Below are 21168 nucleotides of genomic sequence, written 5' to 3' on the forward strand. Positions count from 1 at the left end.
TCGGGTCGTGCCTCATCGGCAAGCCATCGCTCGATGTCCCGCCTGCCAGTGCGAATCGCCCGGCCATCGCCTAGACTCGCGCCATGAGCGCCAGCCTGTTCTCCATCCCGCCGGGACGCCCCTTCCTTGCCACCCTTGCCGAGGGCCTGCTCGCAGGCCGCATCGTGCCGTCCTTCCGCTACGAAGGCGACCCGCTGGCGCTGGCGGGGGTGACGATCTACGTGCCGACCCGCCGTGCCGCGCGGGCACTGGCCGGCGAGTTCGCCCGTCTTCTGGGGACCGGCAGCGCCATCCTGCCCGCCATCCGGCCGATCGGCGAAAGCGACGAGGCGAGCCAGTTCGCGCCCGAGGGCGAGCAGCCGTCTCTGGCGCCCACCATGGGCGAACTGGAGCGCCGCCTGCAGCTGGCGCGGCTCGCGCGCCAGTGGCGCACTGTCACCCGCGGCCGCGAATTCGAGTCGCTGATCGGCGAGGCGGCCGTACTGCCAGCCTCTGCCGCCGACGCCCTGTGGCTGGCGGCCGATCTGGGCGCGCTGCTGGACGAGGTGGAGACCGAAGGCACCAGCCTCGGCAAGCTGGCAGGCCTTGCCCCGGACGCGCTGTCCGACTGGTGGCAGCTCACCGTCACCTTCCTGTCGATCGTCACCGAAACCTGGCCGCAGGCGCTCACCGAGGCCGGCCGTATCAGCGAGGCGGCGGCCAAGAATGCCTGGCTGAGGGCCGAGGCCGAACGGCTGCGGCGCAACCCCGGCACCGGCCCGGTGATCCTTGCCGGTTCGACCGCCACGGCGCCCGCCACGATCGAGCTGATGCACGCCATTGCCCATCTCGACGAGGGCGCGCTGGTGCTCCCTGGGCTCGACCGGCATCTCGATCCTGCTGCCTTCGCCGCGATCTCCCGCGACGGCGCGATCTCGGCGCCCGGTCATCCACAATACGGGCTGAAGACCATCCTGACCCGCTTCGCCATCCCGCCGGAATCGGTCGTCCATCTGACCGGGGACCAGGAACCCGGCCTTGCCGCGCGCGAGGCCTTCATCGCCGATGCGCTGCGTCCGGCCGAGACCACCCATCGCTGGCGCGAAACGGCACGGTTGCACGGTGCCGGGGCGCTCGACGATCTGGCCCTGGTCGAGGCCGACGATGAACGCGAGGAGGCACTTGCGGTCGCCTGTGCCATGCGCTCCGCGCTCGCCGACCCGGCCGCCACGGCGGCCCTGATCACGCCGGACCGCAATCTCGCCCGCCGCGTGGTGTCGGAACTGGCCCGCTTCGGCATCGCCGCCAATGATTCCGGCGGTCGGCCGCTGGCGACCACGCCCCCCGGAACGCTGCTGACCACCCTGGCCGCGGTTGCGTTGCAGCCGGGCGACCCGATCGCGCTGATCGCCCTCCTCAAGCATCCGCTGACCCGGCTCGGCATGCCCGCCGCCGAGGCGCGCCGCGCCGCCCGCGCCATCGAGATGCTGGCCCTGCGCGGTTCGGTCGGCATTCCCGACGCGTCCCGCCTCGGCGCCATCGTCGCCGGCCGGCGCAAGCTGCTGGAAACCGCGACCCACATGCCGCGGCCGGTCCGCATCCTGCCCGAGGCCGAGCGCGAACTCGCCCAGACCATGGCCGACCGGCTGGAGTCGGCACTGGAGCCGCTGATCGCCATGCGCGGCGAGAGCGAATGCGAGATCTCCGCCTATGCAACCGCGCTGACCCGGTGCCTCGAAGCCGTCGCGGCACATGGCGATGGCGACGCCTCGGAGGTCTATGCCGAAGAGGCCGGGCGGGCGATGGTCGAGTTTCTCAGCGATCTCGTCCGGACGCCGGACACCGGATTCGGATTTGCCGCGCGCGAACTCGGCGACGTGATCGGTGCGCTGATCGCCGGCGTGACGGTCAAGCCGCGCGGCGGCCTGTCGGCACGGGCCTTCGTCTGGGGCACGCTGGAGGCACGGCTGCAGAGCGTCGACACGGCAATTCTCGGCGGCCTCAACGAGGGCACATGGCCCGGCGGCACCAAGAGCGGCGCCTTCCTGTCGCGGCTGATGCGCCGCGAGATCGCCCTCGACCCGCCCGAGCGGCGCATCGGCCTTGCGGCCCATGATTTCTGGATGGCGATGGGGGCCCGCAAGGTCGTCATCACCCGCTCGCGCCGCTCAGGTGGGGCCCCGGCGATCGCCTCGCGCTGGGTGCAGCGCCTGACGACGCTGGCCGGCGAGGACGGGACGGCCAGGCTGCGGGCCGCCGGCCAGATCTTTCTGGACCATGCCCGCCAGTTCGATAACGTTCCGGCCGCGAGCGGTCTGCAGGACCGCGCCCTGCGCCCCGAGCCACGCCCGCCCCTCGACCGGCGGCCGACCGCCTATTCGGTGACCGACGTGGAGACGCTGATCCGCGATCCCTACGCCATCCACGCCCGCAAGATCATGAACCTGGAGCCCTTGCCCGAACTCATGCGTGACCCGCATGCGATCGAACGCGGCAATCTCTTCCACGACATTCTCGGCCGTTTCGTCCAGCGTGGCCATGATCCCGAGGCGCCGGACGCGGGGGACGAAATCCTCGCCATCGCCCGCGAGCGCTTCGACGAGGAGATGCTGCCGCCGGACATCGAGGCGGTGTGGTGGCCTCGCGCCGAATCGCTATGCGCGAACTTTGTCGCCTGGGAGCGCGAGCGCGGCCCGCGCATCGCCAAGCGCCACGCCGAGATCAGCGGCACCCACGATTTCGACGATCTGGGAACGACGCTGCGCGGCCGCGCCGACCGCGTCGATCTCATGGCGGACGGCTCCACCGAAATCCTCGACTTCAAGACCGGCACGACGCCGTCGCTGTCGCAGGCGCGTGCGCTGCTCGCCCCCCAGCTGCCGCTGGAAGGCGCCATGGCCAAGCTCGGCGCCTTCGCCGACGCCGGCACGGCATCGGCAATCTCCGACCTCGTCTATGTCCGGCTGCGCGAACGCACGCTCTACGAGGACCGCCTCGCCAGCGACGGCGGGCGCAAGGGCGAGCCGGTCGACCCCGATGCGCTCAGCGACGAGGCGCTGACGAAATTCCGCGGACTGGTGGCCAATTTCCGCGACGCGGCGACACCGTTCCGCTCGCGAACCCGGCCGTTTCTCGCCGGCGATTTCTCCGGTGCCTACGACCATCTGGCCCGGGCCCAGGAATGGTCGATCGGCGTCGACGAGGGCGGCGACGGCAACGACGGGGGTGCGTCCGCATGAGCGGCTTTACCGGCATTGCCGAGACGACGCGCCTGCAGGCGATTGCCGCCGATCCGGGACGCTCGGTCTTCGTGTCGGCCAATGCCGGCTCCGGCAAGACCCACGTCCTCACCGAGCGCGTTGTTCGGCTGCTCCTGTCCGGCGTCGAGCCGTCGAAGATCCTGTGCCTGACCTATACCAAGGCCGCGGCGGCCGAGATGTCGGGCCGCGTCTTTGCGCGCCTGGCGAAATGGGCGACCGCCGAGGATGCCGGTCTCGCCGACGAGATCGGCCGGCTCGACGGCCGCCCGCCCACGTCCGAGCGGATGATCGTGGCGCGCCGGCTTTTCGCAGAGGCCCTGGAAACGCCGGGCGGGCTGAAGATCCAGACCATCCATGCCTTCTGCGAGGCGATCCTGCACCAGTTTCCGCTGGAGGCGAACGTTCCAGGCCATTTCGAGGTGCTGGACGATGCCGAGAGCATGGCGCTTCTCGCCGAGGCGCGGCGGCTGCTGATCACCGGCGCGTCGCAAAAGGCGCCGGGCGAGGCCGCCTCCCCGCTTGCCGAGGCCTTCGCCTCGACCCTGACGCTGGCCGGCGAATGGGGCCTCGACCAGCTGATCGGCGAAATCGTCAACCGGCGTGACGCCATCCGCCGGCATCTCGACGAGACGGGCGGGATCGAGGCGGCGGTCGCCTTGCTGGGCCGCGCACTCGGCCTGGCGCCCGACGAGGACGAGGCGGCGATCGTGGCGGCCGCCGACGACGCGCCGGGCTTGGATGCGGCCTTTCGCGCCAGCACCATGAGCCTTGCCCGCGTCAGCGCCAAGCCGACCGACGCGAAGTTCTGCGAGCGCCTGCAGGCGGTCGAAAGCGCCGGCACGGGTGAGGCACGGCTCGCGGCGCTGCGGACGCTGTGCCTGACGGCCAAGGGCACGCCCTACAAGCCGTCCAGCGTCGCGACCAAGGCGGTGGCCGACGCCCTGGCCGACTTCCCCGAAAGGCTGCAGCAGCTTGCCGACCACGTGCTGCGCATCGACGAGCGCCTGGCCAGCCTGCGGCTGTTCCGCGCCAGCGCGGCGGCGCTGGTGATCGCCGACGCCTTCGAGCGGGACTACGCTATCCTCAAGCGCCGGCGGGGGCGGCTGGATTTCGAGGACCTGATCGTGCGGACCGCCGAACTCCTGACCCGGTCCGCGGCCTCGGCCTGGGTCCATTACAAGCTCGACCAGGGCATCAATCATGTGCTGATCGACGAGGCGCAGGATACCAGCCCGCGGCAATGGCAGGTGATGCGCCAGCTCGTCGAGGAATTCTTTGCCGGGGCCGGCGCCCGCGACGTGACGCGCACGGTCTTTGCCGTCGGCGACGAGAAGCAGTCGATCTACTCCTTCCAGGGCGCCTCGCCGCGCATGTTCGCCGACGAGCAGCGCGCGATGCGACGCCGCGCCGAGGATGCCGAGGCCCGGTACGAGGAGGTGCGGCTCACCCAGTCCTTCCGCACCGCCGCCGACGTGCTGCGGGCGGTCGACACCGTCTTCGCCGATGCCGAGAACCGCAAGGGTCTGTCGTCGGGCGACGAGCCGCCGGCCCACCAGACGGCCCGCGGCGAGGCGCCGGGCCTCGTGGAGATCTGGCCGGTCTACCAGGCCGAGGAACAGCCGCAGTCGCGCGACTGGCTGCAGGCCATCGACTACGAGCCGGCCCATTCCCCGGCCAACCGGCTGGCCCGACGGATCGCCGCCCAGATCGGCACGTGGATCGGCGATCCGATTGCCCACAAGGGCAAGGTGCGCCCGCTGGCGGCCGGAGACGTCATCGTGCTGGTGCGCAAGCGCTCGGGCTTCGTCGCCGCCATGGCGAAGGCACTGCGCGACGCCCGCATTCCGGTGGCCGGTGCCGACCGGCTGGTCATCACCGACCATATCGCGGTGAAGGATTTGATGGCGCTCGGTCGTACGGTGGCCAATTTCGAGGACGACCTGTCCTTCGCCGCGGTCCTGAAATCGCCGTTCTTCGACTTTTCCGACGATGACCTGATGGCGCTCGCCCTGTCGCGGGAGCGCCACGAACCGCTGTCCCTCGGCCTTCGCCGGATCTGCGGCCCGGAAGGTCTCGCCCGGGTGCCGGCCTTCGTGCCCGACGAGACCACCGAAGCGTTTCTGGGAAAGTGCCGGACGGCGCTGGCGCGGCTCGACGAATTGCGCGCCCGTTCGGGCTTCGAGACGATCTTCGCCTTCTACGCCCGCATTCTCGGCCCCGAGGGCGGCCGGGCGCGGCTGACCGGCCGGCTCGGCTCGGATGCCGGCGAGGTGATCGACGCCTTCCTCGATCTGGCGCTGGCCGACGAAGAGGCGGGCGAGCCCGGCCTCGACGCCTTCCTGGCGCGGCTGGCCGCCGCGCCCCCCTCGATCAAGCGGGAGATGGATCAGGGCCGCGGCGAGGTGCGGATCATGACCACCCACGCCTCCAAGGGGCTCGAGGCGCCGGTTGTGTTCCTGGTCGATCCGGGCTCGGCACCATTCAGCCATGCCCATGGTGCCCGCCTGATGGAATGGCCGGACATGCCGGGGCTCGTGCCGGGCATGTCGCCGGGCTTCCTGTGGCGGGCCGCCAGGGATCTGGAGAACGATGCGGTCGCAGCGCTGAAGGAGGCGGAAAAGCAGCGGGCCGAGGAGGAATATCGCCGGCTGCTCTATGTCGGCATGACCCGCGCCGCCGACCGGCTGGTCGTCTGTGGGGTCTCCGGGGTGCGCGGCCCGAACGAGAATTCCTGGCTGCAGCGCGCCCAGGCGGCCCTGTCGGCGCAATGCGAAGCCGTCACCGACGCGGACGGCACCACCATTGCTTGGCGCTTCGGCGCCGGAGGGACCGGCGACAAGCTGGCCGCCGCCGCGGCCGCGGAGCCGGCGGGCCCCGCCGCGACACTCGACCTCACGCCGCTGCCGCCGGAACTCCTGCCGCCGCGCCCGCTCTCGCCCTCTTCTGCCGGCGAAGGCACCGAGATCGTCGCGGACCAGGCCGGCATGGAGGCAGTGCCCACATTCGTCTCACCCGTGCTGGCCGGTACGGGTGACCCGTCCTTTGCGATCCGGCGCGGCCTTGCCGTCCACAAGCTGCTCCAGGTGCTGCCGGAGATCGCCGCAGACGACCGTGAGGCGGCGGCACGGCGCTATCTGGCCATGGCGGCGGCAGAGATGCGCCCGGGCGACCACGACGCGCTGGTGGCCTCTGCGCTGGCCGTCATGGACGACCCGGCCTTCGCGCCGATCTTCGCGCCCGGCAGCCGCGCTGAGGTGCCGGTTGCAGGCGAGATCACGCTCGGCGAACGCTGCTACCGGGTCAACGGTACGATCGACCGTCTGGCCGTCACCCCGTCGCGGGTGTTGATCGTCGACTACAAGACCAACCGGCCACCCCCCACGACCCTGGACGAGGTGTCGCCGGCCTACATCACGCAGCTGGCGCTCTATCGCGAAATGCTGAAGCCGCTCTATCCGGACCGGCCGATCGAGGCCGCGCTGCTGTTTACCGAAGCGCCGCGGCTGATCGCCTTGTCGCCGGCAGTGATGGAGGCTGCCGTGGCCCGCCGCCGTTCGGCCGCTCAAACGGCAACGGAGCGTCAAGAGAACGACGCCGTCGCTTGATTTGCCACCGGCCGACTTCTACCTAACAAGGTGAACAGGATTGAGGAGCCAACCATGGCCACAACGAAGATCGACACCAGCAATTTCAAGTCCGACGTCCTCGAGAGCGACAAGCCCGTCGTCGTGGACTTCTGGGCCGAGTGGTGCGGCCCCTGCAAAATGATCGCACCGAGCCTGGAAGAAATCTCCAACGAGATGGACAATGTCCGGATCGCCAAGGTGAACATCGACGAGAACCCGGACATCGCCGCCCAGTTTGGCGTGCGTTCGATCCCGACCCTGATGATGTTCAAGAACGGCGAGCATGCCGATACCATGGTCGGTGCGCAGTCGAAGTCGAAGCTGGTCGACTGGATCACCAAGGGCGCGGCCTGAGCCGCCTGCCCTTCGCAGCATCCGCATGACGCAAGAAGGCCCGGGTCGATCGCCCGGGCCTTTTTCATGGTCGATCGACAAGACCGGCGCTCAGCGCGGGGCGAGGCCACTGCCGGACAGGACGTCCCCTACCAGATAGAGCGAGCCGCAGATCAGGAAGCGCGGCGCGCGGCCGTCGTCCCAGCTGTCGGAGACCAGCCGGATCGCCTCCTCGACGCTGTCGCAGGGTTCGGCGTCCAGCCCCGCCTCGATTGCCGCGTCCGCCAGGTCCTCGGGGTCGATGCCGGCATCCGACGAGGCAACCGGGACGGTGAAGACATGCCGCGCGATGCCGGCGAAGGCAGAAAAGAAGCCGGCCGGGTCCTTGGTGTTGATCATCCCGACGATCAGGAACAGCGGCCGCGAGACGCGCTCCTCCAGATCGGCCAGCGTCTCGGCGATGGCCGCGCCCGCGCCGGGATTGTGACCGCCGTCGAGCCAGAGCTCGGAGCCGGGATAGGCCGCCCGGTAAAGCGGACCGGAGGCGATCTGCTGCATCCGCCCCGGCCATTCGACACTGACGAGGCCCGCCTCGATCGCCCTGTCGACCGGCGCGAAACCGCTGTGACGCAGCGCGGCGATGGCAGTGGCGGCGTTGATCAACTGGTGGCGGCCCGGCAGCCGCGGCATGGGCAGGTCGAGAAGGCCGGATTCGTCCTGATAGACCAGCCGTCCGTGTTCCTCATAGGCAAAGAAGTCCTGCCCGTAGACGAGCAGCGGCGCACCGGCCCGGTCGGCCATCGAGGTGAGCACCTCCAGCGCGACCGTCTCGCTCTGCTGGCCGAGGACCACCGGGACGCCCGGCTTGATGATGCCGCCCTTCTCCGCCGCGATCAGTTCGACGCGGTCGCCAAGGTAGGATTGATGGTCGAGGGAGATCGACGTGATCACCGTCGCGGCCGGCTTCTCGACCACGTTGGTGGCGTCGAAACGACCGCCGAGGCCGACCTCCAGGAGCACCACGTCAGCGGGGTTTTCCGAGAACAGCAGGAAGGTCACCGCGGTGAGGATCTCGAAGACTGTGATTGGCGCACCGGCATTGGCACGGGCGGCCCGCGCCACCGCGTCCGCCAGCATGGCGTCGTCCACCAGAGCGCCCGGCTCGCCCTTGCGGCCGATGCGGTAGCGCTCGTGCCAATTGACCAGATGCGGCGAGGTATGGGCGTGCACGGCCTGGCCGTCGGCCTCCAGGATCGCCCGACAAAAGGCCGTGACCGAGCCCTTGCCGTTGGTGCCCGCGATATGGATCTGCGGTGGCAGCCGGCGCTGCGGCTCGCCGAGATCGGTCAAGAGACGGCGGATCCGGTCGAGCGACAGGTCGTAGCCCTTCGGATGCTTCAGCATCAGGGCATCGATTTCGGCGGCGGCCAGCGAGGTCGTTGTCATCGGGAATGAATTACGCCAGTGCGTGGAGCGATGCAAAGACGGCGCTCAGCCTGCCGCCTGTTGCTCCTGCGGGACGGCCTCGGATCCCATCGCCTCGACCGGCTCCGGCTCGCTGTACGATGCCGCGGCGAACGCCTCGGCCGGCTGCTTGGTCAGGAGCTTCAGGAGATTGGCGATCGTCGGCCGCAGTTCGTGCCTGTGCACGACCATGTCGACCATGCCGTGGGCCATCAGATATTCGGCGCGCTGGAACCCCTCGGGCAGCTTCTCGCGGATGGTCTGCTCGATCACCCGGGCGCCGGCAAAGCCGATCACCGCACCGGGCTCGGCAATATGGACGTCGCCCAGCATGGCGTAGGAGGCGGACACCCCGCCCGCCGTCGGATTGGTCAGGACGACAATGTAGGGAAGGCCCGCTTCCTTCAGCATCTCCACCGCCACCGTGGTGCGCGGCAGCTGCATCAGCGACAGGATGCCCTCCTGCATGCGCGCGCCGCCGGACGCGGCGAACAGCACCACCGGCCGCCGCTCGGCGATGGCCGTCTCGAAGCCCCGGATGATCGCCTCGCCGGCAGCCATGCCGAGCGAGCCGCCCATGAAGGCGAAGTCCTGGACGATGGCCATCACCGGCACGCCCTCGAGCGCGCCGCGCGCCGCGATCACGGCGTCGTCCATCTCGGCCTTGGCCTTGTACTCCTTCAGCCGGTCGACATAGCGCTTGGAGTCACGGAACTTCAGGGGATCGACCGCGACCTTCGGCAGTTCGATCGTCTCGAACTCGCCGTCGTCCAGGAAGGTCTTCAACCGGTCCCGCGCCCGGATGCGCATGTGGAAGCCCGAGGACGGGACCACCCACTGATTGGCCTCCAGATCCTTGTGGAATACCATCTCGCCGGTCTCGGGACACTTGATCCAGAGATTTTCCGGCACTTCGCGCGTCGCAAGAAGGCTCGAAATCTTCGGGCGGACGTAATTGGTGATCCAGTTCAAGGCACTTGTCCCGTTGAATGTCTGTCCGGCGACCGAGGCCGGCAAGCGCCGGCAGCGGTCCGCTGCGTCAGAGTTAGGCGGTCACGCGGTGATGTCGACGGACGCGCAGCGCCCCGGACATGGACGCCCGCTCAGGAATTGGCAAGGTGGGCGGCGCGCACGCCGCCGGCGATCTCGCTCACCAGGTCGCGGACGGCACCGACCGTGGACTCGGTGGCGCGCCCGTCCTTCAGCGACTGCTCGATCGCCTTGACGATCGCCGAGCCGACGACGACGCCGTCGGCGCCCTTGCCGATCTCGCGCGCCTGGTCGGCCGAGGTGACGCCGAAGCCGACGCAGACCGGCAAGTCGGTGTGCTTCTTGATGCGGCCGACCGCGGCGGCGACCTTGTCCGCGTCCGGCGCGGCCGAACCGGTGATGCCGGTGATCGAGACGTAGTAGACGAAGCCGGAGGTGTTCTTCAGGACCGCCGGCAGACGCTTGTCGTCGGTCGTCGGGGTGGCGAGACGGATGAAGTTGAGGCCCTTCTCGAGGGCCGGCAGGCAGAGCTCGTCATCCATCTCCGGCGGCAGATCGACCACGATCAGCCCGTCGACGCCCGCTTCCAGCGCGTCCGGGACGAAGCGGTCGACGCCGTAGATGTAGATCGGGTTGAAATAGCCCATCAGGATGATCGGCGTGGTCTGGTCCCCTTCACGGAAAGCGCGGACCAGCGACAGGGTCTTCTTCAGGCTCTCGCCGGCCTGCAGGGCGCGCAGGCCCGCCTTCTGGATCGCCGGCCCGTCGGCCATGGGGTCGGAGAACGGCATGCCGAGCTCGATGATGTCGGCCCCCGCCGCGGGCAGCGCCCGGGCAATCTCCAGCGCCGTTTCGTGGTCCGGGTCCCCGGCCATGACGAAGGTCACGAAGGCGGGACGACCCTCCTGCTTCAGCGCGCGGAACCGGTCTTCGATGCGTGTCGTCATGTCAGGCTTTCGTCACCTCGGCGACCCATTGGGCGGTCGCCTCGTCCACGTGATCGACGGCAAAGCCGAAGATCGCGGGCGTGTCATAGGGATGGTGTTCGCGGATCGCCGCCGCGCAGGCATCGAACCGGTCCACCGTGGTCTTGATCGTCAGCGGCCACTCGTCGTGGCGCTCCTTCTTGCCCTGCCAGGTGTAGCGGCTGTCGACTTCCTTGCCGATGTTGACGCAGGCCGCGAACCGGCCGTCGATCAGGATGTGCGAAAGTTCGCGCGCTGCATCGAGCGACGGGCAGGTAACGTGGATTTCGACGATGGCAGTCATGCGTGCTCGCTTCTCTCGCTGGCTCGGTGCGGGCTTGTCCGGCTGCCGGGATACGCAGCCCCGGCTGTCGCGACCGGTGCGGAAGGCGGGCCGACGGCCGCCCGGCTGGCAGCCTAAAGCTCCACCCCCAGATGCTTGGCGGCGGTGAACACGTCCTTGTCGCCGCGGCCGCAGAGATTCATGACGATGATCTGGTCCTTGTCCATCGTCGGGGCGCGCTTGACCACTTCGGCCAGGGCATGGGCCGGCTCGAGCGCCGGGATGATGCCCTCGGTGCGGGTCAGGAGCTGGAAGGCGTCGAGGGCCTCGTGGTCCATGATCGGCACATATTCGACGCGGCCGGAATCCTTCAGCCAGGAATGCTCCGGCCCGATGCCGGGATAGTCGAGGCCGGCCGAGATCGAATGGCCTTCCTTGATCTGGCCGTCGTCGTCCTGGAGCAGATAGGTGCGGTTGCCATGCAGCACGCCGGGCGAGCCGGCGGTCAGCGACGCGCAATGCTCCTCGCCGTCGAGCCCCTTGCCGCCCGCCTCGACGCCGACGATGGCCACGTCCTTGTCGTCGAGGAAGGGATGGAACAGGCCGATGGCGTTGGAACCGCCGCCGACGGCTGCCACCAGCATGTCCGGCAACCGCCCCTCGGCGGCCATCATCTGCTCGCGGGTCTCCTTGCCGATCACCGACTGGAACTCGCGCACCAGCTCCGGATAGGGATGCGGTCCGGCGGCCGTGCCGATCAGGTAATAGGTGGAATCGACATTGGTCACCCAGTCGCGGAGCGCCTCGTTCATGGCGTCCTTCAGCGTGCCGTGGCCGGCCGTGACCGGCACGATCTCGGCACCCAGGAGTTTCATGCGGAAGACGTTGGGCGACTGCCGCTCGACGTCGGTGGCGCCCATGTAGATCACGCAGGGCAGGCCGAAGCGGGCGCAGACCGTCGCGGTCGCCACGCCATGCTGGCCCGCGCCGGTCTCGGCGATGATCCGGGTCTTGCCCATCTTGCGGGCGAGCAGGATCTGGCCCAGGCAGTTGTTGATCTTGTGCGAGCCGGTGTGGTTCAGCTCGTCGCGCTTGAAATAGATCTTTGCGCCGCCGAGCTTTTCGGTCAGCCGTTCGGCGAAATAAAGCGGCGACGGACGGCCGGTGTAATGGGTGTTGAGCCCGTCAAGCTCCGCCTTGAACTCGGGATCGACGCGCGCCGTTTCCCAGGCCTGCTGCAGATCCAGGATCAGCGGCATCAGCGTTTCGGCGACGAAGCGGCCGCCGAAGATACCGAAGCGGCCTTCCTCGTCCGGGCCGGCGCGGAAGGAATTCGGGGTCAGCGGCTGGTTCACGAGATTCGTGCCTTTCTCGCCGGCTCGCCAAGGCGGTCCAGCGCATCGAAGAAGCGGTGCATGCGGCCGACATCTTTGATGCCGGGGGCGCTCTCGACGCCGGACGAGACGTCGATGCCGGACGGATCGGCGATCGCGAGCGCGTCGGCGACGTTGTCGGCGTCGATCCCTCCCGAGAGCATATAGCCCATTTGCGGGTCAAGGCCCGCTTCGGCGGCAGATAGCAGCGTCCAGTCGAAGGAGACGCCGTTGCCGCCCGGCAGGTCGGAGCCCTTGGGGCGCTTGGAATCGAGCAGGATGCGGTCGGCGACGCCCAGATAGGGCGCGACCGCCGCCAGGTCGGCGGCGGTGGCGACCGGCAGCGCCTTCATCACCTTCAGTCCGGTGCGCGCCTTGATGTCGCGCACGCGCTCCGGCGTCTCGCGGCCATGCAGCTGCAGCCAGTCGGGCTTTACCTCCCTGGCGAAGCGCTCGATCAGCGCGTCGTCCGGATCGACGGTGACGACGACGGTCTCGGCGCGACCGGCGACCTGGCGGACCAGCACGGCCATCGGCGCAATGTCGAGATGCCGGGGGCTTTTGGCGAAGTGCACGAAGCCGACATGGCTCGCCCCACGCTCCAGCGCCGCCGCCATCGTCTCGGGCGTGGACAGTCCGCAGATCTTGACGTCGAAGGCTCGCAAAAGCCGTACTCCCGAAAGTCGGATCGCACTATGAGCGCCCTTATCGCGCCTCTCGCCCCGGCCTGTAAAGGACAGGTCCGGGCGCCGAAGCGTCAGGCGGCGGAAAAATCGATGGCGTGCAGGCCGCTGCCGTGGCGCTTCAGCCAGTCGCGGCCGTGGTCCATGCCGGGGCAGAGCTCGCGACACAGCGCCCAGAAGGCGACGCCATGGTTCATCTCGCGAAAATGCGCCACCTCGTGGGCGGCGAGATAGTCCAGCACCTCCGGTGGCGCCATGACGATCCGCCAGGAAAAGGCCAGGCGCCGGTCGCTCGTGCAGGAGCCCCATCGGCTGCGTGTGTCCTTCAGGGCCAGCGAGCGCGGGCGCAGTCCCACGGTTGCGGCATGGCGGTCCACCGCCGCCTGCAGATCCTGCCGCGCCTCGCGCTTCAGCATGTCGACCACGCGCCGGGTGAAGTGCTGGGGCGCGCCGCCGACCAGAAGGCAGGCCGCATCGTCGACGACCTCGATGCGCGACGCGCGGCGCTCCGGCGCCGACACGAGGCGCAGGGTCCCGCCGCGAAACGGGATGGTGGCACCGTCGGCGACGACCACCTGACCCGGCGCCCGCGCCACGCGCTCCTCGACCCAGCCCCTGTGACGTTCCAGAAATTCAGCGATCGCCCGGCCGGATACCTGGCGCGGCGCCGTGACCACGATGCCGGACGCGCCGGGGGCCAGCCGCAGGATCATCCGCTTGGCGCGCGGGTTGCGCCGCACCGTGACCGCCACCGGGCCGCCGGCAAGATCGAGACGCTCGGGGATCGCGGTGACGCGCGGCTTGGCGCGGGGGAAGAGGAATGACATCGGCAGCCGGACACGGAAAAAGGCGGCAGCGCGCGCTGCCATGCGAATCGCATTCTACACCGTTGCGGCGCTGCGGCACGAAAAAGCGGCGACGCCCGAGGGACGCCGCCGCCTTCCTTATGGATCCCCGGACGCGCAGGGAAACATTGTCTGGTTCAGGCCGGCTGGCCGTCGACCACCGGACCGTCATTGCGGCGGTTGCCACGGTCGGCCATGAAGCGGTCGAATTCCTGCTGGTCCTTGGCCCGGCGCAGTTCCCGCGCATAGGCGGCGAACTCGGCCTCGGCCTCGTGCAGGCGGCGGCGCTCCTCGTCGAGACGGGAGAGTTCCTTCTCCCGCCATTCGTCGAAGGCGACATTGCCGGTCCGCGGCGCGCCGAAGGGGGTGGCCCCGCCAGCGCGCTTCAGGCCGCCGAACAGGCGGTCCGTCGTCTCATTGACGTCCCGCTTGAAGCCATCCAAACGGTCACCCCAGAGAATGTAGGCCAGCATCGCCAGGCCCAGAGGCCAGAAGACCATGAACCCACCAACCATCAGGGCAATCGTTGCCGGCGTCCACGCCGGGCGTATCAGAGCTCGCGAAGTCATCGCAGTCACGTTCCTTTCGAAAATGGCCGCGACGCTCAGGCATCGCGGGGGCTTTGTCATGTTTACTGCAGTATCCCCAACATGGTGAGCGTCGAAACCGCGTTCAATCGCCGGGCCACGAAAATCGGCAGGCGTGATCGTTTTCCGCCGTCACGGACGACCCGTCGATGACCGTCCTGGTCGCCTGCCTCGGGCTGTTCTGGAGTGCCTTCCTCGCCGCGACGCTGCTGCCGGGCGCCTCGGAGATCGTCCTGGTCGCGCTGCTGGCCGAGGGAGTGGGCGAGCCCTGGCTGCTGGTCCTGGTTGCGGGGGTCGGCAACACGCTGGGTTCGGTGGTGAACTGGGTGTGCGGGCGGTTCCTGCTGCATTACGCCGACCGTCGGTGGTTTCCGGTGCCGCCACGCCACCTCGACCGGGCGACCCGGTTCTTCAATCGCTACGGGGCGTGGATGCTGCTCCTGGCCTGGTGGCCGCTCGGCGGCGACGCGCTGACGGTGATCGCCGGAGTGCTGCGTGTGCCGCTCTTGCGCTTCACGGTGCTGGTGGCGATCGGCAAGTTCGCCCGCTACGCCGTCGTGGCGGGGGCAACCCTGGCCTGGCCCGGCCTCTGACGGGCGGCGGCGCCGGCGCGTACCAGCATCGACCGGGCCGGCCGGCGGGCATGAAGTTTTGATGACCCGGATCGCGAAACGCGATTACGATGCTATCTTCAGTCTCAGGGAGAGCCGCGATGCCATCGACCGTGATCCCCACGATCCGTTACGAGAATTGCCGCAAGATGATCACCTGGCTCTGCGATACCCTGGGCTTCAGCCGCCACGCCGTCCACGAGGCCGACGACGGCAGCATCCTGCATGCCGAGCTCGTCCATGGCGACGGCATGGTGATGGTCGGCGATGCCAGGGACGACGATTTCGGTGCCCTGCAGGCGGCGGCGAAGACCGGCGTCCGGGTCACCCAGAGCCCCTATCTGGTGGTCGAGGACGTCGACCACCTCTACGCGACCGTGCAGGCGGCCGGCGCGACCATCGTGGTGGATCTGCAGGAGAAGGGCTACGGCTCGAAGGAATTCTCCTGCCTCGACCCCGAGGGGCAGCTGTGGAACTTCGGCACCTACGACCCCTGGCGGACGGGCCAGTAGGCCCGGCCCGAGGCGCGCGCGGCCATGGACTGGACGCAACCGATCGACGCCTATTGCGAACGGCTGGGAGACGGTTTCTGGGCCGAGCCGCTGAACGCGCTGTCCAATCTCGCATTCCTGCTGGCAGCGGCCATCGGCCTCGCCCTGTGGCGCCGTACCGGTCGATCCGACCGGCCGCTGTTCCTGCTCTCCTGTCTCGTCGCGGTCATCGGCGTCGGATCGTTCCTGTTCCACACATTCGCCAACCGCTGGTCGAGCCTGGCCGACGTCCTGCCGATCGCCCTCTTCATCTACGCCTATTTCTTCCTCGCCCTGCTCCGCCTCGTCGGGCTTGGCCGATGGGTGGCCGGGCTGGGCACGGCCGGGTTCCTGGTCGCCTCGATCCTGTCGGAGCCGTTCCTGGCCGGGCTCGTCGGTTCGTCGGCGGGCTACGTGCCGGCGCTTCTCGCCATGCTCGGCATCGGCAGCTACCTGGTCGCCACCGGCCATGGCGCCGGTCCGCTCGTCTTGGCGGCTGGGATGGTCTTCACGGTCTCGCTGGGCATGCGGATGGCCGACGCGCCGCTTTGCGCCGCATGGCCGACCGGCACGCATGTCTTCTGGCACATCCTCAACGCCGCGACACTGAAGCTGCTGCTGGCGGCAACGACCAGGACACGCGGCGGCCAGCCTGCGACAGCCGCGTCCAACGGTTGAGCTTGGCGCCAACGCCGTTCGCGCATCGCCGACCGGACGAAAAAAGGCCGGACGCCTCCCCCGAAGCATCCGGCCCTGGCGGTCCCCCGCCCTGTAACTGGTGTCCGGCGACCGATCGCCGGAGGAAAGACGCCGCGATCAGCGGGCGGCGAGACGTTCCTTGCCCTGCTTGACCACGACGCGCGCATCCATCGGGACGCGTTCATAGAGGTCGATGATGTCCTGGTTCATCAGACGGATGCAGCCCGACGAAGCGGCGGTGCCGATCGTCCACCATTCGGGCGTGCCGTGCAGGCGGAACAACGTGTCCTTACCGCCCTGGTAGAGATACAGCGCACGGGCGCCGAGCGGATTGGTCAGGCCCGGATCCATGCCGTCGCGATAGGGCTCGAGATCCGGCTTGCGATCGATCATCTCGGCCGGCGGAAACCATTTCGGCCAGGAGCGCTTGGCGCGGATGTTCGCGTCGCCGGCCCAGGAGAAGCCGGCGCGACCGACGCCGATGCCGTAGCGCATGGCCATGCCGTCGGCCTCGACGACATAAAGGAAGCGGTTCGGCGTATCGACGACGACCGTGCCCAGCTCATATTCGCGGCCTTCCGGGAAGGAGACGCGCTGACGCAGATATTCCGGATCGATCTTGTCGGTCGGGATCGCGGGCAGCGCATAGCCTTCATCGACGACCGCGGAATAGCCCAGTGCCGAGGTGGCACCGAGGCTGCCCTCGTTCGGCAGGTTGGTCGGCGCGGTGTAGGCCGATACCCCGGACGGCGCCAGAGACGCGCGCTGGCTGCTTGCGCAGCCGCCGGCCACGGCCAGCGACAGGACCGCGGCGCCGAGAAGAAGGAATCGTTTGCTCGTCATCGAAAATGCCATGTTCGGGGTGGGATGGGATCGGTCCGCCGAACGAACCGCGCACCATTGAGGCGCCGACCATCTGTAGCCGTCTCCTCGTTAGTCCGCGTCCATCCGTCAGGCAATACGAGATGAAACCACGGCGTTGGTTAACAGAGCCTTTGTTGCCGCCGGGTGACAGTTGACGGCTTCGGCCGCTGCGACATTTCAGTGACAGGAAGGGACGTTCGCAACCATTACCTACGAGGGCTTCTGATGAATATCGGAGAGGCGTCCCGGCTGTCCGGTCTCCCGCCCAAGACGATCCGCTATTACGAAGAAGTCGGGCTGGTGAAGCCATCCCGGGCGATCAATGGCTATCGCAATTACGGCGACCGCGACGTGCACATGCTGCGATTCCTGCAGCGCTCGCGCTCGCTCGGCTTCACCATCGAGGAAGCGCGGCGATTGCTTTCGCTCTACGAGGACGAGGGGCGGCGCAGCGAGGACGTCAAGTCCATGGCCAGCCGCCGCATGGCCGAGATCGACCGCAAGATCGCCGAGCTGCAATCGCTGAAGCGCGCGCTCGCCGACCTCAGCGAGCGATGCCAGGGCGGTGGCGGACCCGACTGCCCGATCCTGGAGGAGATCTCCGGCGACCGGCCGAACGGCTGACGGCCCCACCGGACCGGCTGACTGCATTCCGCGAAAACGCGGCTTGGGGGCGAACCTGTCCCCCGGCCGCCCCCGCGTTTATGATTTGTTCACGTTTTTGCTTGCCGCGCACCCGCCGGCTCGGCTAGCCTTGACCCCATGCCGATCGTTTCCCCGTTCCCCTTCGATCCCCTGGTCGACGGACGCCAGTCCGAACGCGCGATGATGGTGCGCCGGGGCGTGCAGCGCCTGATGCTGGCGCGCAAGGTGTCGCTGCTGCCCGAGATGCCGCTGGCATCGGGCCGCCGGGCGGACCTCGTCTGCCTGTCGGAAAAGAGCGAGATCACCATCATCGAGATCAAGACCTCGATCGAGGATTTTCGGGTCGACCGGAAATGGCCGGACTACCTGCAGCATTGCGACCGGCTGTTCTTCGCCACGCATCCGGGGGTGCCGGTGGAGATCTTTCCAGACAGCTGCGGCCTGATCGTGTCGGATGGCTATGGGGCGGAGATCCTGCGCGAGGCGCCGGAGGATCGCATCGCGGCAGCCACCCGCAAGGCACTGACATTGCGCTTTGCGCGGCTGGCGGCCGACCGCCTGGTGCAGGCGGAATGGGCGGCCAACCCGTTCATGACCGGGATGACCGGCGAGTCGGAGGCGGACTGACCCGCCCCCGTGTCTTGCGTGCGAACTGCCCGCTCAGCGCGGGGCGCGCTTGGCCAGGATCCGCTGCAGTGTTCGCCGGTGCATGGACAGGCGGCGCGCGGTTTCCGAGACGTTGCGGTCGCACAATTCGTAGACCCGCTGGATATGCTCCCAGCGCACCCGGTCGGCCGACATCGGGTTCTCCGGTGGTTCGGCCCGGTCGCCCGCCTTGCGGCTGAGCGCGGCGATCACTTCGTCGGCATCGGCTGGCTTGGCGAGGTAGTCGATGGCGCCGAGCTTCACGGCGGTCACGGCAGTGGCGATGTTGCCATAGCCGGTCAGCACCACCACCCGGGCATCCTCGCGGGCGCGCTGCAGCGCGGCGATCACGTCGAGGCCGTTGCCGTCGGCCAGCCGCATGTCGACCACCGCACAGGCAGGCGCCGACTGGCGCAGGGCTGCGAGCCCTTCCTCGACGCTTTCGGCTGTCACGACGTCGAATCCGCGCTGTTCCAGCGCGCGGCTCATGCGTTGCAGAAATGGCCGGTCGTCATCGACCAGGAGCAGGGATCGATCCCCCTGCGGTAGAAACGGCCGCTCCGGCGTGGCAACAACCTCTTCGGTCAACATCAGCGTTCCTTTCCGGTTGGTTGGGGAAATGGCGCGTGCCGGGGCAGGGTTCAACCGCGCACCACTGCAGAAACGGGCCTGCGGCATGCGACCGAAGTACGCATCAGGGCAGATCCGCCGTCCCGTCAGTCGCGGCTGGCCGGGCGGTTCGACAGGAACACGTCCCGCGGCCAGGAAATCACCACGGCGGCCCCTTTGGCGGCGCGGCCCCGGGTCTCGCGATTGGCGAAGGCGATCGTCGCGCCCGAGCGCTCCAGCAGCGTCTTGGCGATGAACAGCCCGAGACCCAGCCCGCCGCCCGCCTTGCGCTCCGTCGTCTCGCGGTCGGACATGTAGGGATCGCCGATGCGGTCGAGGATTTCCGGCGAGAAGCCGGGCCCGTCGTCCAGCACCTCGACATACACGTGGCTGTCGCTCCAGCCGGCGCGGATCGTCACCTCGCTGTCGGCGAAGTCGACGGCGTTCTCGACGATGTTGCCGAGGCCATAGACGATGCCGGCGTTGCGTCGGGCAACGGGCTCGGCGCCGGCGCGCTCCACCGTCTCGACCTTCAGCGCGACGCCGAAATTGCGATGGGGCTCGGCAACCTCGTCGATCAGCGACATCACCGACAGCCGGGCGAGATGTGTCTCGCTGGACGAGGACAGGGAGCTGAGCTGGCGCAGGATCGTGCGGCAGCGCTCGGACTGCTCGACCAGAAGGTCGACATCCTCGCGCTGCGGATCGTCGGCCGGCACCGAGCGGCCCATCTCCTTGGCGACGAGGGCGATGGTCGCCAGCGGCGTGCCCAGCTCGTGGGCGGCGGCAGCGGCGAGGCCGTCCAGTGCCGACAGATGCTGCTCGCGCTGCAGGACCAGTTCGGTGGCGCTCAGGGCATCGGCCAGAGCGCGCGACTCGGCGGCCACGCGGTAGATATAGATCGAGGAGAAGACCAGGGTGGTGACGATCGCGAACCACAGCCCGCCCACATAGGAGATCGGCAGGTCCAGCGAGTGGCCGTCCGGCCAGGGCACCGGCATGTGGAAGAAGGCCAGCACCGTCGTGCAGACCACCGCCAGAAGCCCCAGGCCTACCGTCGTCAGCGGCGGCTGCGTCGCCGAGGCGATGATCGAGGGCACCACCAGGAAGACCGTAAAGGGGTTCTCGATGCCGCCGGTGAGGAACAGGAGGCCGGTGGGTTGCAGGATATCGAAGGTCAGCACCCCGGCTGCTGCGGTGGACGACAGGCGGCGGCTCGCCGGAAAGCTGACCGTCAGATAGATGTTCAGCGCCACCGAGGCGGCGATCAGCGCCAGGCAGGTGATGATCGGAAACGGCCACCACAGGCCCCACGCGACGAAGACGCAGGCCGCGGTCTGACCGGCGACGGAGAGCCAGCGCAGCCGCACGAGCGTCGCCAGACGCAGCCGCTGGCTCTCGCGCATCATGGTCACGAAGGCCGGCAGGCGCAGGTCGAAACTGGAACGGGTTGCCTGGTCCATGATCGGATGCAGCCATTCTCGAAAGGAAATCGGAGGCTTACCGTCTAACCTGTCGCCCGCTCCGCCGAAAGTGGGCAAAGCCGCACGGGCGCTCCGGCGGGCGAGACCAAGTGCCGCGCATGGAACGCCGGGCCCGCCTCGACGCTTACCCTCCCGAAGCGCCAAGGCGCGATGAAACAAGACGGAAGGGACGCATCATGGCTCTCGCCAATCTCAAGGACATCTACATCGACCAGCTGCAGGACATCCACAGTGCCTGCAAGCAGTCCGCCAAGGTCACCCGCGAACTGGCAGGTGTCGCCACCGACGGCGACCTGAAGAGCGCGCTCGAGGCCGGTGTTGCCGGGATCGAGGAGGGAATGGCCACGCTCAAGGAGATCATCACCGCCCATGGCGCCGATCCCTCGGGCGAGTTCTGCAAGGGCATGGAGGGCCTCGTGAAGGAGGCACGCTCCCACGGCATCGAGGAGGACATCACCGATCCCGACGCTCGGGACGCGATGATCATCACCCAGTATCAGCGCATGGCCCATTACGCGATCGCCGGCTATGGCTGCCTGACGGCCTTCGCCGAGCGCCTCGACCTCAAGGACGATGCGCACAAGCTGCAGAAGTGCCTGGACGCCACCTATCACGGCGACAAGACGATGACCCAGATCGCCACCGGCGGCATCAACAAGGCCGCTGCCTGAGGGTAGCGTGCCGAGGCCGTGA

At 68.7% G+C, this 21168-nt stretch carries 20 protein-coding genes; 9 read left to right on the forward strand and 11 right to left on the reverse strand.

Annotated elements, in window-relative coordinates; genetic code table 11:
- The first annotated feature begins 83 nt into the window (after positions 1-83).
- Genes addB through trxA form a run of 3 tightly spaced genes read left to right on the forward strand, consistent with a single transcriptional unit; the run spans position 84 to position 7219 of the window.
- Positions 84-3218: a double-strand break repair protein AddB gene (gene addB / locus VQ042_RS05055; protein WP_331816235.1), complete on the forward strand. Its 3135-nt coding sequence runs from the start codon at positions 84-86 to the stop codon at positions 3216-3218.
- The gene (addA, locus tag VQ042_RS05060) at positions 3215-6844 is read left to right on the forward strand and encodes a double-strand break repair helicase AddA (protein ID WP_331816237.1); all 3630 of its coding nucleotides are present in this window, start codon (positions 3215-3217) and stop codon (positions 6842-6844) included. Before addB ends, addA begins: the two co-directional genes overlap by 4 nt.
- A gap of 54 nt (positions 6845-6898) precedes the next feature.
- On the forward strand, positions 6899-7219 hold the full coding sequence (trxA, locus tag VQ042_RS05065) for a thioredoxin (RefSeq protein WP_331816239.1): 321 nt from the start codon (positions 6899-6901) through the stop codon (positions 7217-7219).
- Positions 7220-7309: 90 nt separating this feature from the next.
- Here trxA and VQ042_RS05070 read toward each other — a convergent pair whose 3' ends face one another.
- The 8 genes from VQ042_RS05070 to VQ042_RS05105 form a co-directional block, all read right to left on the reverse strand.
- A complete protein-coding gene (locus tag VQ042_RS05070) occupies positions 7310-8644 on the reverse strand; it encodes a bifunctional folylpolyglutamate synthase/dihydrofolate synthase (RefSeq protein ID WP_331816241.1) in 1335 nt (444 codons plus the stop codon).
- Positions 8645-8689: 45 nt separating this feature from the next.
- Positions 8690-9634, reverse strand: coding sequence for an acetyl-CoA carboxylase, carboxyltransferase subunit beta (gene accD, locus VQ042_RS05075; protein ID WP_331816243.1), 945 nt, complete (start codon positions 9632-9634; stop codon positions 8690-8692).
- 131 nt (positions 9635-9765) lie between these two features.
- Positions 9766-10599 carry a tryptophan synthase subunit alpha gene (gene trpA, locus VQ042_RS05080; protein WP_331816245.1) on the reverse strand — a complete coding sequence of 278 codons (834 nt, stop codon included), beginning with the start codon at positions 10597-10599 and terminating at the stop codon, positions 9766-9768.
- 1 nt (position 10600) lies between these two features.
- Positions 10601-10921 carry a divalent-cation tolerance protein CutA gene (cutA, locus tag VQ042_RS05085; protein ID WP_331816247.1) on the reverse strand — a complete coding sequence of 107 codons (321 nt, stop codon included), beginning with the start codon at positions 10919-10921 and terminating at the stop codon, positions 10601-10603.
- 113 nt (positions 10922-11034) lie between these two features.
- Positions 11035-12255 (reverse strand): tryptophan synthase subunit beta, encoded by a 1221-nt coding sequence (trpB, locus tag VQ042_RS05090; RefSeq protein ID WP_331816249.1) that lies wholly within the window; start codon positions 12253-12255, stop codon positions 11035-11037.
- Positions 12252-12938: a phosphoribosylanthranilate isomerase gene (locus VQ042_RS05095; protein WP_331816251.1), complete on the reverse strand. Its 687-nt coding sequence runs from the start codon at positions 12936-12938 to the stop codon at positions 12252-12254. The genes trpB and VQ042_RS05095 overlap by 4 nt, the downstream gene beginning before the upstream one ends.
- A 92-nt stretch (positions 12939-13030) precedes the next feature.
- On the reverse strand, positions 13031-13825 hold the full coding sequence (locus VQ042_RS05100; RefSeq protein ID WP_331816253.1) for a M48 family metallopeptidase: 795 nt from the start codon (positions 13823-13825) through the stop codon (positions 13031-13033).
- Between the two features lie 113 nt (positions 13826-13938).
- Entirely contained in the window at positions 13939-14370 is a 432-nt protein-coding gene (locus tag VQ042_RS05105) for a DUF2852 domain-containing protein (protein ID WP_331816255.1), read from the reverse strand.
- Positions 14371-14537: 167 nt separating this feature from the next.
- Between VQ042_RS05105 and VQ042_RS05110 the strand changes: the two genes are divergently transcribed.
- The 3 genes from VQ042_RS05110 (at position 14538) to VQ042_RS05120 (ending at position 16207) form a co-directional block, all read left to right on the forward strand.
- Positions 14538-14981 (forward strand): YqaA family protein, encoded by a 444-nt coding sequence (locus tag VQ042_RS05110; RefSeq protein WP_331816257.1) that lies wholly within the window; start codon positions 14538-14540, stop codon positions 14979-14981.
- 119 nt (positions 14982-15100) lie between these two features.
- Positions 15101-15511 (forward strand): VOC family protein, encoded by a 411-nt coding sequence (locus VQ042_RS05115; protein WP_331816259.1) that lies wholly within the window; start codon positions 15101-15103, stop codon positions 15509-15511.
- Between the two features lie 24 nt (positions 15512-15535).
- Entirely contained in the window at positions 15536-16207 is a 672-nt protein-coding gene (locus VQ042_RS05120; RefSeq protein WP_331816261.1) for a ceramidase domain-containing protein, read from the forward strand.
- 138 nt (positions 16208-16345) lie between these two features.
- On the opposite strand, the gene VQ042_RS05125 is transcribed toward VQ042_RS05120, so the two are convergent.
- Entirely contained in the window at positions 16346-17071 is a 726-nt protein-coding gene (locus VQ042_RS05125; RefSeq protein WP_331816263.1) for a L,D-transpeptidase, read from the reverse strand.
- Positions 17072-17317: 246 nt separating this feature from the next.
- On the opposite strand from VQ042_RS05125, the gene VQ042_RS05130 reads away from it, so the two are divergent.
- Entirely contained in the window at positions 17318-17716 is a 399-nt protein-coding gene (locus tag VQ042_RS05130) for a MerR family transcriptional regulator (RefSeq protein ID WP_331816265.1), read from the forward strand.
- Between the two features lie 138 nt (positions 17717-17854).
- Complete coding sequence (locus VQ042_RS05135) at positions 17855-18364, forward strand: MmcB family DNA repair protein (RefSeq protein WP_331816267.1); 510 nt, start codon at positions 17855-17857, stop codon at positions 18362-18364.
- A gap of 33 nt (positions 18365-18397) precedes the next feature.
- Here the strand turns inward: VQ042_RS05135 and VQ042_RS05140 are convergent, their stop codons facing one another.
- Together VQ042_RS05140 and VQ042_RS05145 are read right to left on the reverse strand one after the other, a co-directional pair.
- Positions 18398-18973, reverse strand: coding sequence for an ActR/PrrA/RegA family redox response regulator transcription factor (locus VQ042_RS05140; protein WP_331816269.1), 576 nt, complete (start codon positions 18971-18973; stop codon positions 18398-18400).
- Positions 18974-19098: 125 nt separating this feature from the next.
- Entirely contained in the window at positions 19099-20454 is a 1356-nt protein-coding gene (locus tag VQ042_RS05145) for an ActS/PrrB/RegB family redox-sensitive histidine kinase (protein WP_331816271.1), read from the reverse strand.
- 197 nt (positions 20455-20651) lie between these two features.
- Between VQ042_RS05145 and VQ042_RS05150 the strand changes: the two genes are divergently transcribed.
- Positions 20652-21146 carry a YciE/YciF ferroxidase family protein gene (locus VQ042_RS05150; RefSeq protein ID WP_331816273.1) on the forward strand — a complete coding sequence of 165 codons (495 nt, stop codon included), beginning with the start codon at positions 20652-20654 and terminating at the stop codon, positions 21144-21146.
- Positions 21147-21168 lie beyond the last annotated feature (22 nt).

The organism is Aurantimonas sp. A2-1-M11, assembly GCF_036549475.1.
In the GTDB taxonomy this organism is placed as follows: Bacteria; Pseudomonadota; Alphaproteobacteria; order Rhizobiales; family Rhizobiaceae; genus Aurantimonas.